We start from the raw sequence: 15,388 nt of genomic DNA on the forward strand, positions 1-15,388 counted from the left end.
TTTGCGCTCCCGTAGGCCGAGGGGAGCCTCAGTCACCTGCATGCGCCGATTGTCCCGCATCGACGCCGCGCGGTGGCCTCCTGACGTGTCTGCGTTGCAGAGTTCTGACAAACGCCGCCGGGCCGTTGCGAGATCTGCGTATCGCCCACGTAACTGTGCACACCCAGACCGGTAACAGTGCATCTTTAGCGTCGAGTGGTCACTGCCCGTGCCTCACTCAACCCAGGAGTCTCACCAGATGACCACGACCATCACCCCGGCGTTGCAGCCCGCGCCACCGCGCGAGCGTCATAAGGGGCGGCACTGGATCGACGACTGGCGGCCCGAAGACCCCGCATTCTGGGAGACGACCGGCAGGCCGATCGCCCGCCGGAACCTGATCTTCTCGATCTTCGCCGAGCACGTCGGGTTCAGCGTGTGGATGTTGTGGAGCATCGTGGTGGTGCAGATGACAGCCAATGCGCACGGGCACCCCGCCGCGTCCGGATGGGCGCTCAGCGCCAGCCAGGCGCTGTGCCTGGTCGCGGTCCCCAGCGGTGTCGGGGCGTTTCTGAGATTGCCCTACACCTTTGCGGTTCCGCTGTTCGGCGGCCGCAACTGGACGACCATCTCCGCGGCGCTGCTGCTGATTCCGTGCCTGCTGCTGGCGTGGGCGGTGAGCCATCCCGGCATCCCGTTCGGCGCCCTGGTGGCGATCGCCGCGACCGCCGGCTTCGGTGGCGGCAACTTCGCCTCGTCGATGGCCAACATCTCGTTCTTCTACCCGGAGAAGGACAAGGGCTGGGCGCTGGGCCTGAATGCGGCCGGCGGCAACATCGGCGTCGCCGTCGTGCAGAAAATCATCCCGCCCATCGTCATCGCCGGCGGCGGGATGGCGCTGTCGCGGGCCGGGCTGTTCTATGTGCCGCTGGCCGTGGTGGCCGCAGTCTGTGCGTTCTTGTTCATGGACAACCTCACCGAGGCCAAGACCGACGTGCGGCCGGTGCTGGAGTCGCTGCGGCATCCCGACACCTGGATCATGTCGCTGCTGTACATCGGCACCTTCGGGTCGTTCATCGGCTACTCGGCCGCCTTCCCGACGCTGCTCAAGACGGTGTTCGGGCGCGGCGACATCGCCCTGGCCTGGGCCTTTCTGGGCGCCGGCATCGGATCGGTCATCCGGCCCCTGGGCGGCAAGCTGGCCGACCGGATCGGTGGCGCCCGCATCACCGCCACCAGCTTCGTGATGCTCGCGATCGGGGCGGCGGCGGCGCTGTGGTCGGTGAAGGCGGTCAACCTGCCGGCCTTCTTCGCCAGCTTCATGTTCCTGTTCGTCGCGACCGGCATCGGCAATGGTTCGACCTACCGGATGATCTCGCGGATCTTCAAGGTCAAGGGCGAGTTGGCCGGTGGCGATCCCGACACCATGGTGGCCATGCGCCGCCAGGCCGCCGGTGCGCTGGGCGTCATCTCGGCGGTGGGTGCCTTCGGCGGGTTCGTGGTTCCGCTGGCATACGCGTGGTCGAAATCGGCGTTCGGCAGCATCGAACCGGCGTTGCGGTTCTACGTCGTGTTCTTCCTCGCCCTGCTCGGCGTCACCTGGTACTGCTACCTGCGCAAGCACAACGCGATCACCCGGGTGGGGATCTAGCTCAGGACGGCTTCTGCCGTCCGCTGTATCCATCCCAGGGGCTGTAGTCGGCGATCAGCTCTTCCTGCGGTGGCCGTTGGTCGTCGGGAACGTGCTGCAGGTTGATCCGGATCCGGTACCAGATCGAACTGGGCCCGCGCATCCCGTCGACCAGGATGTCTATCGGCTCGAGTCGGCCGGCCGCCTCGGGGTAGCGGTCGCGCCAGACGTCCAGCGCCGCCATTGCCTCGTCCTTGGTCTTGGTGCGGGCGATCTCGATCAGCGGCATCGCGGATTGCCTGCGGCCTGCCGCTCCGCCGGAGCGGTTGCCCGAGCCTTTCGGCGCGCGTTCGGGCGGTCCCATCTCTTCGGCGAGCACCAGCAGCCGGTCCAGCTCGCCGACCGCGTCATCGATTCCCGCCCACGGATCGCCCAGTTCGGCGAACCGGGCGGGCACGGTGTCGATGGTGAACGCCTCCGGCCGGCAGTCGGCGACCTCGTCCCACTGCAGCGGTGTCGAGACCCGGGCATCGGGCGTCGCCCGTACTGAGTACGCCGATGCGACGGTGCGGTCCTTCGCGTTCTGGTTGAAGTCGACGAACACCCCTTCGCGTTCTTCCTTCCACCACCGGCTGGTCGCGGCGTCGGGTACGCGTCGCTCGACTTCGCGGGCAACGGTCTGCGCGGCCAGCCGCACCTGGCGGAACTCCCAGCGTGGCGCGATGCGGGCATAGATGTGAAAGCCGCGCGATCCAGATGTCTTGGGCCATGGGGTCAGGCCATAGTCCTCGAGCACCTCGCGGGCCACCAGCGCGACGTCGACGATGCGCCGCCAGGAAACCCCGGGCATCGGATCCAAGTCGACCCGCAGTTCGTCGGGGTGGTCGAGGTCGTCGGCAAGCACCGGGTGCGGGTTGAGGTCGACGCAGCCCAGGTTGATCGCCCACGCCAGTCCCGCGGCATCGTGGATCACCGCCTCGGCAGCCGAAGTGCCTCGCGCATAACGCAGTTCGGCAACGTCGACCCAGTCGGGCCGCTTGGCCGGGGCGCGCTTCTGAAACACCGCTTCTTCGGTGATGCCGTGGACGAAGCGCTTCAGGATCATCGGCCGGCCGGCCACGCCACGCAGCGCGCCGTCGGCCACGGACAGGTAATAGCGCACTAGGTCGAGCTTGGTGTAGGGGCCCGAATCGCGACCCGTGGTTTCATAATCGCTCGCTCGGGGGAACACCACCTTGTCTGGGTGAGTGATGGTGACCTGGCGCCCGGCCACCTCCAGCGAAACCGGACGGGACATGTGGTTCATGCTAATTCGCCAGAATTTCTGGCCGTACTGAGACGGACGTCACATAAGGTGGATTTCATGCCTAATCTCCTCGGACTGCCCGCACAGGCCGCCGCCAAAGTCCAGCAATACGTCGAACGCGGGTCGGCCGAATTGCACTACGTGCGCAAGGTCTTCGAATCGGGTGCATTCCGGATCGAGCCGCCGCAGAACTACGCCGCGATGGCCGCCGACATCTATAAGTGGGGCGAGTTCGGCATGCTGCCGGCGCTCAACGCCAGGCGCCAACCCGACCGCGCGGCGTGCATCGACGAAGAGGGCGAATTCACCTTCAAGGAACTCGACGAGGCCGCGCACGCGGTGGCCAACGGGCTGATCGAGAAGGGCGTCAAGGGCGGCGACGGGGTCGCCATCCTGGCCCGCAACAGTCGCTGGTTTCTGATCGCGTACTTCGGCGCTGCGCGGGTGGGCGCCCGCATCATCCTGCTCAACAGCGAGTTCTCCGGCCCGCAGATCAAAGAGGTGTCCGAGCGCGAGGGCGCCAAGCTGATCATTTACGACGACGAGTACACCAAAGCGGTCAGCAAAGCCTCGCCAGAGCTGGGCAAACTGCGGGCGCTCGGGACCAATCCCGACGCCGACGAGCCGTCCGGCAGCAAGGACGACACACTGGCCGACCTGATCGAGCGCAGCGACAAGAAGCCCGCGCCCAAGGCGAGCAAGCACTCGTCGATCATCATCCTGACCAGTGGCACCACCGGCACCCCCAAGGGCGCGAACCGCAGCACGCCGCCGACGCTGGCGCCGATCGGCGGCATCCTGTCGCACGTCCCGTTCAAGGCCGGCGAGGTGACTTCGTTGCCCGCTCCGATGTTCCACGCGCTGGGTTTCCTGCACGGCACGATCGCAATGTTTTTGGGCTCGACGCTGGTGCTACGCCGCAAGTTCAAGCCGCCGCACGTGCTGGAGGACATCGAGAAGTACAAGGTGACCGCGATGGTCGTCGTCCCGGTGATGTTGTCACGCATCCTGGACACGATCGAGAAGATGGACAAGAAACCCGACCTCTCCAGCCTGAGGATCGTGTTCGTATCCGGATCGGCGCTGGGAGCCGACCTGGCCGAACGAGGCCTGAAGGACCTGGGACCGGTCATCTACAACATGTACGGCTCGACCGAGATCGCATTTGCGACCATCGCCGAACCCAAGCACCTGGAGTACAACTCGTCGACCGTTGGCCCGGTCGTCAAGGGTGTGAAGGTCAAGATCTACGACGACAACGGCAAAGAGGTGCCGCAGGGGGATGTCGGTCGCATCTTCGTCGGCAACGCCTTCCCGTTCGAGGGTTACACCGGCGGAGGTAAGAAACAGATCATCGACGGGCTGTTGTCCTCGGGCGACGTGGGTTACTTCGACGAAAACGGCCTGTTGTTCATCAGCGGTCGCGACGACGAGATGATCGTCTCCGGCGGCGAGAACGTCTTCCCGGCCGAGGTCGAAGACCTCATCAGCGGGCATCCGGACGTGGTGGAGGCCACCGCGATCGGCGTCGAAGACAAGGAGTGGGGCCACCGCCTGCGCGCCTTCGTGGTGAAGAAGGACGGCGCCGACCTCGACGAGGACACCGTCAAGCACTACGTGCGCGACCACCTGGCCCGCTACAAGGTGCCGCGGGAAGTGGTCTTCCTCGACGAGTTGCCGCGCAACCCGACGGGCAAGGTCCTCAAGCGCGAGTTGCGCGAAATGGACGTCGACTAGCCGGTTCGGGCCAGTCAGCGACGGTCTTTGATGGCGCGGGTGATCTGCGCCGTCAGTTTGGGGTCGGCCAGCAGCTGGTCGATGAGCGCGGTGATGACCTCTTGCCCGGTCACCCGGGCCACGCCGAGCCGGTCGGCCGCCTCACGCTGCCAGATGTCGAGGGCGCGGTGAGTGGCCGCCGGTAAATCGACGGTCCGACGTGTCCGCTGGGTGCGTCCCTGCGTGCCGACCGCCGGCTGGCTGGCGATGCGCGGACCGCCCGGCTGTCCGAGACTGGTGAGCCGCTCGGTCGGGGCGGCGTCCCCGCCCGGGCCGGTGGCCGAGTTGGGGGCGCGGAAGGCTCCGACGCTGGGTCCGCTGTGGCTGCTGTTGAAGTTCACTTCGGTGTCTTCCTCCGTCAGTGCCAATCAGTAAATCAGCGCTCGGTGCCGGTGTGTGTCAATACTGATTCTGTCACCGACGCCAGCCTAAGTCGCGTCGCCGGGCCGCGTGCGGCCCGGTCGGACGGGACCCTGAACGCGCGACGGGGAAGCCTCTTCAGTGCGCAGGTCGTGTCGCGAATAAATGAAAGTAGCTGCTGGGCGGAATGGCGTTAACGTAGCAGTGGCCGATGAGTCCTTTCCAGTACTTCAAAACTGCTATCATGCGCAAATGCGCTAATGCGCAAAACCTGACTTCAGTAGATACGTCGCGCCCATGCCAGTAGATCAGTAGATGCCTATTGAGCTGGATTTATCCGGGCCAAGAAAGGCAGCAGGGTCAGTATTTGCGAATAGATGGATTGCACAAATACGGATCAATAGAGGCGGGCACTAATTGCCCAGCTCGGCATCATTGTTACTCAATTCACAACAGAAAAAGACGAATTTCCCTTGTTTGCTCAAAAATGTCCCACTAACGTTTTTGGCAACGGGCAACTGGTTGGAAGGAATGACTTAGATGATCTCCTCACGATCGATACGCGGCGTGGCCGCAGGTGCGATGGGGGCCGGGGCTGTGGCTGGAGCGTTGCTGTTCGGCGGCGCCCCTGCAGCCCACGCCGCCCCTGCACCGGCACCCGCCACCAGCTTCGCCAGTGCCGGGCCCCACAGTGGGTCGGGCTTCATTCCCGATCGCCCCGGCGGTCGCGGTTGGGGTGGCCATGACGGTCGGGGAAATGGCCACTGGGACCGCGGCAACTGGGGCCGTGGGGATGACCACTGGGGTCCCCGGCACTGGTCGAACTGGTGGTGGTGATCACCATCTCCGCGCGGTAGCCGGACATCGCCGACACGCCAACCCTCGGGATGGACGGACCGCGGTTGGGGGGAACCATGCCGGCCTGACTTAGTCAGGTCGGCATGGCCCTGTTTGGGGCCTTTGTCGCGCTTTACGGATCGCGGGGCAGGCCCAGCAGCCGTTCGGCAATGATGTTCAGCTGCACCTCCGAGGTGCCGCCGTAAATGGTGGTGGCCCGGCTGGCCAATAGGTACTCGCCCCATTTACCGGGCAATTGGTCCGGGTCGCCGATCGCGGCGTCGGTGCCGAACGAAGAAACCGCGAATTCGGCATACCCCTGGCCGGTGCGCATCGACAGCAGTTTGGAGATCGCCGCCGACGGCATGGCGTCCCCGCCGGCCAGCGTCAACAGTGTGGAGCGCAGATTCAGCACCTTGGCCGCGTGCCCCTCGGCGATCAATTGACCAGCTCGATGCTGAGCGATCTGGTCGAAGTGGCCGTCGCGAATGAATTCGACGAACTGTGCCAGCGTGGCCAGGAAGTTCGCCTCGCTGCTGCCGATCGACACCCGCTCGGCGGTGAGGGTATTGCGGCTGACCTCCCAGCCGCGGTTGACCTCACCGAGCACGCAGTCATCGGGCACGAACACATCATCGATGTAGACGGTGTTGAACATGGCGTTGCCGGTGAGCTCGCGCAGCGGCTTCACGTCGACGCCTTCACTGTGCATGTCCAACAGGAAGTAGGTGATCCCGCTGTGCTTAGGGGCGCTGGGATCCGTTCTGGCCAACAGCGCGCCCCACTGGGAGAACTGCGCGGCGGTGGTCCAGATCTTCTGGCCGGTGATGCGCCAGCCACCGTCGGTCCGGGTGGCCTTGGTGGTGAGACTGGCCAAGTCCGATCCGGCGCCCGGCTCGGAAAACAGTTGGCACCACACCATTTCGCCGCGGAAGGTCGGCGGCAGGAACCGCTGCTTTTGTTCCTCGGTTCCGAACGCCACGATCGACGGGACGATCCAGGTGGCGATCCCGGTCTGCGGCCGCTTGACCCGCCCGGAGCTGAACTCCTGCGCAATGATGATCTGCTCCACCGGACTGGCCGCCCGCCCCCATGGCTTCGGCAGATAAGGCAGCACCCAGCCGCCCTCGGCGATGGCGACCTTGCGCTGCTCGCGCTCGATCTCCTTGAGCGCGGAGACTTCGGCCCGGATCTCGGCTCGTAACTTCTCGGTGTCGGGATCGAGGTCGATATCCACCGCGCGCATGCCGGTGGTGGTCGCGGTGTCGACGACTTTCTGGGGATAGTCCGAACTGCGGCCGAAGGAGGCGGCCAGCATCAGTGCCCGGCGGTAGTACACGTTGGTGTCGTGCTCCCAGGTGAAGCCGATCCCGCCGTGCACCTGAATGCAGTCCTGCGCGCAGCGCTGGGCGGCTGCCGGCGCCAGCGTCGCCGCGACGGCGGCGGCAAATTCGACGTGTGAACCTGCTGTGTCCCAATTGTTTTCGCGCGCTTCGTCGATCGCCCGGGCGGCATCCCAGACCGCCGCGGTTGCTCGCTCGGTGTCGGCGATCATCTCGGCGCACTTGTGCTTGATGGCCTGGAATTGGCCGATCGGACGGCCGAACTGCTCGCGGATCTTGGCGTAGTGGGAGGCTGTGTCGGTCGCCCAGCGCGCCACCCCGATCGCTTCGGCGGACAGCAGCGTGGTCATCAGCGCGTGCGCGGTCGCCATGCTCAGGTTCGTCAGCACGACGTCGTCGCTGACCTCTACGGCGTTGGCTCGCACGTCGGCGATGGGTCGCAGCGGATCCAGGCTCTTGACCGGTTCGATCTCGAGCTGGTCGGCGTGCAGCACCACCCACGCTTCGCCGCTGTCGATCGCCACCGGGAGCACCAGCAGGGTGGCCTGCGCCGCGGCGGGCACTGCTCGAACTTCACCACGGATCACCAGTGAGTCGCCGTGCCGGGTGGCGGTGAGCGCACAACAGTTCAGCCCGTAGGAGGCGATTTCGGCGCCCGAGGCCAACTCCGAGAGCACCTTGGCGTCCGGGTCGTGCGCGGAGATCAGCGCGCTGGCGATCGCCGACGGCACGAAGGGGCCCGGCACCGCCCCATAACCGAATTCGGCCAGCACAATGGCCAACTCGAGGATGCCGAAGCCTTGCCCGCCGACGGATTCGGCCAAGTGAACGCCCTGCAGTCCCTGCTCGGCCGCGGCCTGCCAGTACGGCGGAGGGTTCTCCAGCGGAGTTTCCATGGCCGCGTGCAGCGTCTCGGACGGCGCGATGCGCGCCACCAGCGACCGCACGGAATCGGCCAGTTCTTGATGCTCAGGATTTATCGCGATCGGCATTGGTCGCCTTCCGTTGCTGCAGGATGCCGTTTCGGCCAAGTACCTTCCAAGCTAACAACCAGTCGGTTGGGTGACGAGATGGGTTGGCGGCTGCCCCTTCGGCCCAGGGCGACCACCCCGACCACACCGGGCCGACCCCACCAGGCGCCGCGAACGAAATCGGCCGGGAACCGTCAGCGCCACCGTTTGCCGATCCATTGGGCGATGGTGTCGGCCTGCTCGCTGCGTGCCCCCGGGGTGGTGAAGTAGTGGTCGGTGTCCACCGAGGCCTGTGTCTTGTCGGTGCCGGCGAGCGCGTCGAAGATGCGTTGGGCGTCGGAGGGAAACACCCCGGTGTCGGCCTCGGCATTGATCACCAGTGCGGGACAGCTGATGCGGGACAAGTGCGGTTCGGCGCGGGTCTGCGCCACCCGCAGGCTCCACATGCTCAGCCAGTTGCGCAGTGTGCAGGCCGCCGCGATGCCGTACGCCGAACGGTTCGCCTTGGCCGGGACGCCCGCGTAACACATGTTGGGAGCTCGCTTGGTGGGCTCCATGGTGGGGTCGACCATCCGGGGATCGGCCCAGGTCCGCATCACACTGAACGGACGATCGGAAAACCCGGCTGCGCGAACACGTTTGAGCTCCGTTTCGGCCCAGTCGGTGATGGCGTGGTTGCGCGCGGTCTGCGCGTTGCGGTAACGGGCGAGGAATTCCGGTGAGTAGGCCGGACCGTTGCGTTCGTTGAACAGGTCGAGGTCGGGGTCGGTGGCAACCGGGTCGTTCTCGTCGACGACGGCGGCGTCCATCCAGGCGGTGAGCACCTCCGGGCGCCCGGGATGGGCGGCGGTGGCCACATAGCCGTCGGCGGGCGGTAATTCGGCCAGTCCGGCCGCCGGACGCATTCCGTCCAGGGGAGTGACGTTCGGTTCGACGGCCTGTGACTGGTAGGCCGCCATCAACGAGCCGCCGCCCGAGTTGCCCAGCAGCACAACGGTGTCCACGCCCTGGACGTCACGCAGCCAGCGCACTCCGACGCCGATGTCGACCAGCGCGTGGTCGAGCAGAAAGCTGCTTTCAAAGCCGCGAAACCTGGTGTTCCAGCCGAGAAATCCGATGCCGCGGGTGGCCATGTAGTCGGCGAGGTAGTGCTCGGAGAAATCGATCTGATAGTGGGTGGCGATCATCGCGACTTTGGGTTTGCGTCCCACGCCGCGGTAATAGAGCCCCTGGCACGGATGCCCGCCCGCGCCGGCCCGGCCCGCCGTGGGCGACGGCAGCCCGATGAATTCACGGATGACTCCGGCACCGGTGCGACGAGTCAATTCAGCGGTCCTCCTCAGCCATAGATGGCTCGGTAGTAGATGTTGGCCAGGGTTCGGATGCAGGCCTGATCGTCGGGTTCCTCCGAACGGGTCCCCCCAAGCTGGATGTAGCAGAACTGGTTGAACATCGCCACGATCGCCTCCGCGATGAGCCGTGGGTCGTCGTCGCGGCAATAGCCTTCGGCCTGGGCGCGCCGGACTGAGTCTGCGATGAAAGATATTGGCACCTCGCAGATTTCGGCCCAGTACTGGGCGAAGTCGTCGTTGATCATCGCCAGCTGGAACACGCCGATCATCTCGGCCAACCGGTGCCGGTAGGTGTGCCAGTGCGCGGCGGCGGCGGCGTGGGCGCGCTCACGATCGGACAGGCCATGTTCGGTCACCGGCAACGCGCGCTCGTTGGCCTCGTCGCGGAAGCGCTGCGCCCACTGACGCACCATCGCCTCTTTGGAGTCGTAGTAGTTGTAGAAGGACGCCGCCGAACGTCCCGCTTCCGCGGCGATGTCGGCGATGGTCGTCGCCAGGACGCCTTTGCGCGCGATGACCGTTCGGGCGGCCGCATCGATGGCGGCCTGCGTCCGCCTGCCGCGAAGGGTGGGCAACTCGGCGGGCCGGCCGTCCCGGCCGGCAGCGCACGCCGCGCTCGACACTTACGCACCTCCCTGGGCGAAAACTGAAACTGATGTTAGATTCAGATTTGGATCTTGGCCAGGATCGTCAAGCCGGGGACCGAGGGGAGCCACCGATGATCAAGCCGCACAACACCAACTCGGAATTCGAACTCGGCGGGATCAACCATGTCGCGCTGGTGTGTTCGGACATGGCCAAGACGGTCGACTTCTACACCGATATCCTCGGCATGCCGCTGATCAAATCGCTCGATCTACCCGGCGGCGCGGGTCAGCACTTCTTCTTCGACGCCGGCAATGGCGACTGTGTGGCCTTCTTCTGGTTCGCCGACGCACCCGACCGGGTGCCGGGGATCTCCTCGCCTGGTGCCATTCCCGGCATCGGCGACATCACCAGCGCGGTGAGCACCATGAACCATCTGGCCTTCCACGTGCCGGCCGAAAGGTTCGATGCCTACCGTCAGCGTCTCAAGGACAAAGGGGTGCGGGTCGGTCCGGTGCTCAACCACGACGAAAGCGCCATGCAGGTGTCGGCGACCGTGCATCCCGGCGTCTACGTGCGCTCGTTCTATTTCCAGGACCCGGACGGCATTACCCTTGAATTTGCTTGTTGGGTCAAGGAATTCGAAAGCGGCGATGCAAAGGCTGTGCCCAAGACCGCGGCGGACCGCCGGCCACCGGTGGGTGCCGCCCGCTGATTCGACCAGGCCGAGATGTTTTGATGACCGACGGCATTCTGACGGATGAGCAGATCGCGGCGCTGACGCCCGAGCAACGGCGGGATCTGATCACCCGACTCGAGCAGCCGCTGGGCGACGTGATCGACCCGGAGTTTCTGGCGCGGGTGCGACGCATCCGGTTGAGCTTGATGGTCGGCGGTTCCATGGCGATGGTTCCCTGGCTGGGGTATCTGTCCGTGACGCTGCCGGAGAACTACGTCGCCCACAACTGGCCGATCACCTGGGTCGGCTTCGACGTGCTGCTGGTCGGGTTCATGTTGACGACGGCGGTGCTCGGCTACCTGCGCCGTCAGCTGTTGGTGCTCGCCGCCTTCACCACCGGCGTGCTGTTGATCTGCGACGCGTGGTTCGACCTGATGACCGCCGGTCCCAAGGACATCTGGCTGTCGGTGATCACGGCGCTGTTCATCGAGGTGCCATTGGCTGCATTCATGATCTTCAGCGCGCAGCGTATCACGCGGCTCACCATGATGCGCTTGTGGTTGTTGCACCCGGGCATGCGGCTTTGGCAGCTACCGCTGTTCCCCTGAGGCCGTTCAGGTTTGGCTCGGCGAGCCGCCGAAGTCGCAATCACGCGGTGAACTGAGCGACCTCATCGAGCAGCGAGGTTCGCTGATTGACGAGCGCGATCCCGAATTCCCGGGCCTGGCTAGCAAATTCAGCAAACAGCCTGCCCGTGAACCGCGAATGAAACAATTTCGGTTAGTTGTTGCATTCGACGTCTGGGTGCACTACCGTCGACGCCAGCGTTCACAGGGGGTGCAAAGCGACGTCATAGGTTCGGCTCCTGACATATCGGGAAGCACGTCGCAAAGATTTCAGCCTAATGGGGATTGGTGCTGCGCGAAAAAAGCCATGCACGAATTGCCTTGTGCCACTTGATGCGCGCAAGCCAATTCGACATCGGCAGAACGAGGACTTAAGCAAATGGTCTCGCTTGGCAACATCAACGAATGGCAACCGCCGTATGGTCCAGTCACCATGTGGATGGCCGCACCTAGCTCGTATGACGCAGCCCGTGCTGCGCCACGAAGCGCTCTACCTCCGAGCTATCAACAGGCGCAACATCTTTGGGCCGCCCACCACGGTGAGGTCTTGCACAGGCAACTACCGCGTCTGATGATCGTGGCGTGGGACATTCCCGGTGTCTGTGACGTGCCGGCGATGACGACGGCGATCAACGCCCATGTCCTTCGGCACGACACCTATCACAGTTGGTTCGAATTCGAGGACGGCGTCATCGTGCGCCGCGCAATCGACGACCCAGAAGCAATTGACTTCGTCCCCATGGCGTGCGGACATATGACTACCGAAATGGTACGCACACATGTCTTGACGAGCACTCCGGGAACTCTCGAATGGGGTTGCTTCACATTCGGTATCGTCCAGCACGCCGACTATTTCAGTTTCTATGCCAGTGTCGACCACCTGCACATCGACGGCCTGTCCGCCGGCCTTATCTTTCTCGACATTCATTTGACATATCAGGAACTCGCGCAGGGTGTGTATCGACATCAACCAGCACCGCCGCCTCAGGTCAGCAGCTATCGCGACTACGTCGCGCGGCAGCGGGAGACGGTTGCGAGCTTGAGCCTGTCATCTCCGGAGATAAAGGACTGGATCGCGTTCGCCCGCGACACCGACGGCGAATGGCCGAATTTCCCGCTGCCGCTGGGTGATACCTGGGCTACCAGCAAAGGCGACTTGTTGACAGTCGAGTTGTTGGACGCGGCAGACACGGAGACTTTCGACGGCATCTGCGCTGCGGCCGGAGCCAGGTTCATGGGCGGAGTTCTAGCGTGCACCGCGTTGGCCGAGCGCGAATTGACCGGCAGCGAGACGTACCACGGATTTACGGCCAGGGATACCCGGTTGCCGGGCAGCGAGGCGATGACGGTGGGTTGGTTCGCCCGCCTGATTCCGGTCACGGTGCCGACCGCGGGCGGTTCATTCTCCGAGGCAGCCCGGGCGGCCCAGAAGTCGTTCGACGCCGCCAAGGTCCTTGCCGATGTGCCGGTTGAGCGTGTCTTCGAATTGGCATCACCCGAAGAATTGGGGATTAAGCTGCCCACGCGTCCGCCGATGATGTTGTCTTTCCTCGATTTCCGGAAGATACCGCTCGCCGGGTTGTGGACAGAGACGAATTGGGGCACCTACGGCGACAATCTGTCGCACGGTGGCATCAACATGTGGATCAATCGGCAAGCCGCAAGCACCACAGTGACGATCTCCTTTCCGGACAACGAGATAGCGCGCGAGTCGGTGCACCGCTACATCGCGGCATTGACCCGGGCGTTCGCGCGCGTCGTCAAGAACACCCCAGATCAGCCGGGCGTGGTTGCACCCCAGCAGGATTCGGATGGGCTTTACGCCCTCACGGCGGAGTGAGACGAGAGCGAGTGGTGGCAAGAAAATGAGCAATGTGCTGGATCTGGCTGATCAGACCCTGTTTCTAGGCGAGCGAGCGACACAAACCACCAGCCTGCTGCAATGCATCTGGGTATACGACCGCGCGGTCGACGTCGACGGTTTGCAAAAGTTCCATCACCATCTTGGGCGGGGGCGGTTACGCCGCCGTATCGAACGATCCCCACTGCCGTTCGGCCGCCATCGGTGGGTATCGCCTGGCGATCCGCGGCAACTCGAGATCGTCGCGACGCCCCGGCCCCGTGATGAACTCGACGACTGGTGCAGCGAACAAGCCGATACGCGACTGGATGCCGAGCACGGACCGGGATGGCACCTCGCGGTGCTCCCGTTCACCGACGGCGGTGCGGCGGTGAGCTTGGTCGTCACGCATTGCCTCATCGACGGCGTCGGGTTATGTGAAGCGTTGGCGGACGCGGCGAGCGGCCGCGACGACGCCGTCGACTGGCCTGCCGCGGCATCACGCCGGCGGCGTCGGGCGCTGCGCGAGGACGCACGCCAAACCGTAAGCGACACGCCGGATATCGTTCGCGCCGTCGGCGCGGCGGCACGAATGATCGCGCACAGCCGCGGCGATGCCGCGTCCGCCGGGCCCGCACTCAAAAGGCGACCGGCCCCGCCGACCGGACCAGACCAGCCGGTGATTCTTCCCATGGCGACCGTGTTCATCGACGCCGAGGAGTGGGACGCCCGGGCAAGCTTCTACGGGGGGACCGGGAACGCGCTGCTCGCGGGACTGGCGGCCCACCTCGCCCGGCGAGCGGGGCGGGTCGCTGCGGATGGCTCAGTCACCGTGGCGATGCCTTTGAATGAGCGTGCCCCCGGCGATACTCGCGCCAACGCAGTGACCAACGTCGACGTCACCGTCGATCCTGTGCGTGCCACCACGGACCTGCGCGAGATTCGCGCCGCAACCAAGCAAGCGATGCTCCGCAATCGAGACGTGCCCGACGAGCGGTGGGCACTGCTGCCCTTGGTTCCGCTGATCCCCAAGCGGCTGTTCAGGCGGATGATCAGTGTGGCCACCGGGAACGCAACGGCTGTGGTGTCGTCCAACCTGGGTGTGATCGACCCAGCCGCCAACCGGCCAGACGGTGCAGACGCCGACTACTTCGCGATGAAGTCGTTCTACCCGGGCGTGACCAAAGAAACGATGCACCGCACCAACGGGGTGCTGGCGTTGTTGTCGGGAAGAATGCACGGGCAGGTCTTCGTCTCGTTCCTCGCATATCAGCCGGGCCGCGCCAACTCCAATGATGAGCTGCGACAAGGTATTGCGAGTGCTTTAAGCGAGTTCGCGCTCACCGCCACGACAGCCTGGTCCACGGGGTCTGAGCAAGAAGGCCCGACTCGCCGCCCTAGCGATCTGTCGCTGTTTCGGTGATGCGGTACAGGTTTGGCTCGGCGAGCTCGTCGAGCAGTGCCGCCAGCTGATCGACGAGCTGGTCCGGTTCGAGTTGGACGTGGCCGGCCAGCCACGCGCTGATGGTTTGTCCGACGCCGCCGACCACGAAATGCGCGGCGGCCTTGATCCGTTCGTTCGCCGGGACCTGCAGCGTGTGGCCGACGTGCTGGCCGGACAGCATGGCGAACAGCGCGCTGGACTCGGCGCGTTTGCGCACGATCACCGGATCGGCCAGCTGCGTGCTGAACACCAGGCGTCCCACCCGGGGGTCTTCGGTGATGGTCCGCACGATGTCGGCCATGCACGCCCGGGTTTGCTCGGCGCCGGGCACCGCGGCCACCGCCGCCTGTGTGGTGGTGGCCAGCTCGGCAATGACCCAGTCGAACACGGCCGCGACGAACTCGTCCTTATCGGCGAAGCTCTCATAGAAGTATCGGGCGGCCAGGCCGGCGCTGCGGCACACACCGCGGACCGTGACCGCCGAAATGTTCTGCTGTTCGGCTCCGAGCAAGTCCAGACCCGCGGCCAGCAGCCGGTTACGGCGGGTGGCCAGGCGTTCGGCGGCCTCGACCCCGCGGTACGGCCGCGCGCTCGACGTCTCGCTCATGGAAACCATCTTGACACTAACGCTCAGTCGCGACAATATCGGGAAACAGGTGT

General features: G+C 65.1%; 12 protein-coding genes. 6 read left to right on the top strand and 6 right to left on the bottom strand.

Going from position 1 to position 15,388, the window contains the following annotated elements:
* The first annotated feature begins 238 nt into the window (after positions 1–238).
* Entirely contained in the window at positions 239–1,630 is a 1,392-nt protein-coding gene (locus tag A5625_RS17470; protein WP_066996497.1) for an MFS transporter, read from the top strand.
* Between the two features lies 1 nt (position 1,631).
* On the opposite strand, the gene A5625_RS17475 is transcribed toward A5625_RS17470, so the two are convergent.
* Positions 1,632–2,915 (bottom strand): DNA polymerase domain-containing protein, encoded by a 1,284-nt coding sequence (locus tag A5625_RS17475; RefSeq protein WP_066996500.1) that lies wholly within the window; start codon positions 2,913–2,915, stop codon positions 1,632–1,634.
* 57 nt (positions 2,916–2,972) lie between these two features.
* Between A5625_RS17475 and fadD2 the strand changes: the two genes are divergently transcribed.
* Complete coding sequence (fadD2, locus tag A5625_RS17480) at positions 2,973–4,652, top strand: long-chain-fatty-acid--CoA ligase FadD2 (RefSeq protein WP_066996586.1); 1,680 nt, start codon at positions 2,973–2,975, stop codon at positions 4,650–4,652.
* Between the two features lie 14 nt (positions 4,653–4,666).
* On the opposite strand, the gene A5625_RS17485 is transcribed toward fadD2, so the two are convergent.
* From A5625_RS17485 to A5625_RS17500, 4 genes are all read right to left on the bottom strand, one after another.
* Positions 4,667–5,032 carry an ATPase gene (locus tag A5625_RS17485; protein WP_066996589.1) on the bottom strand — a complete coding sequence of 122 codons (366 nt, stop codon included), beginning with the start codon at positions 5,030–5,032 and terminating at the stop codon, positions 4,667–4,669.
* A gap of 989 nt (positions 5,033–6,021) precedes the next feature.
* A complete protein-coding gene (locus A5625_RS17490; RefSeq protein WP_066996503.1) occupies positions 6,022–8,223 on the bottom strand; it encodes an acyl-CoA dehydrogenase in 2,202 nt (733 codons plus the stop codon).
* A 173-nt stretch (positions 8,224–8,396) separates the two neighbouring features.
* Complete coding sequence (locus tag A5625_RS17495) at positions 8,397–9,527, bottom strand: alpha/beta hydrolase (RefSeq protein ID WP_066996505.1); 1,131 nt, start codon at positions 9,525–9,527, stop codon at positions 8,397–8,399.
* Between the two features lie 14 nt (positions 9,528–9,541).
* Positions 9,542–10,177 carry a TetR/AcrR family transcriptional regulator gene (locus A5625_RS17500; protein WP_066996508.1) on the bottom strand — a complete coding sequence of 212 codons (636 nt, stop codon included), beginning with the start codon at positions 10,175–10,177 and terminating at the stop codon, positions 9,542–9,544.
* 95 nt (positions 10,178–10,272) lie between these two features.
* On the opposite strand from A5625_RS17500, the gene A5625_RS17505 reads away from it, so the two are divergent.
* The 4 genes from A5625_RS17505 (at position 10,273) to A5625_RS17520 (ending at position 14,707) form a co-directional block, all read left to right on the top strand.
* The gene (locus A5625_RS17505; protein ID WP_066996511.1) at positions 10,273–10,854 is read left to right on the top strand and encodes a VOC family protein; all 582 of its coding nucleotides are present in this window, start codon (positions 10,273–10,275) and stop codon (positions 10,852–10,854) included.
* 23 nt (positions 10,855–10,877) lie between these two features.
* The gene (locus A5625_RS17510) at positions 10,878–11,426 is read left to right on the top strand and encodes a hypothetical protein (RefSeq protein WP_066996514.1); all 549 of its coding nucleotides are present in this window, start codon (positions 10,878–10,880) and stop codon (positions 11,424–11,426) included.
* A gap of 397 nt (positions 11,427–11,823) precedes the next feature.
* Positions 11,824–13,284, top strand: a complete 1,461-nt coding sequence (locus A5625_RS17515) for a condensation domain-containing protein (RefSeq protein WP_066996518.1) — start codon at positions 11,824–11,826, stop codon at positions 13,282–13,284.
* Positions 13,285–13,309: 25 nt separating this feature from the next.
* On the top strand, positions 13,310–14,707 hold the full coding sequence (locus A5625_RS17520) for a wax ester/triacylglycerol synthase domain-containing protein (RefSeq protein WP_066996521.1): 1,398 nt from the start codon (positions 13,310–13,312) through the stop codon (positions 14,705–14,707).
* Here the strand turns inward: A5625_RS17520 and A5625_RS17525 are convergent.
* Positions 14,682–15,344: a TetR/AcrR family transcriptional regulator gene (locus tag A5625_RS17525; protein ID WP_066996525.1), complete on the bottom strand. Its 663-nt coding sequence runs from the start codon at positions 15,342–15,344 to the stop codon at positions 14,682–14,684. The two genes, A5625_RS17520 and A5625_RS17525, sit on opposite strands and share 26 nt — an antisense overlap.
* Positions 15,345–15,388 lie beyond the last annotated feature (44 nt).

This window comes from Mycobacterium sp. 1465703.0, from assembly GCF_001672975.1.
In the GTDB taxonomy this organism is placed as follows: domain Bacteria; phylum Actinomycetota; class Actinomycetes; order Mycobacteriales; family Mycobacteriaceae; genus Mycobacterium.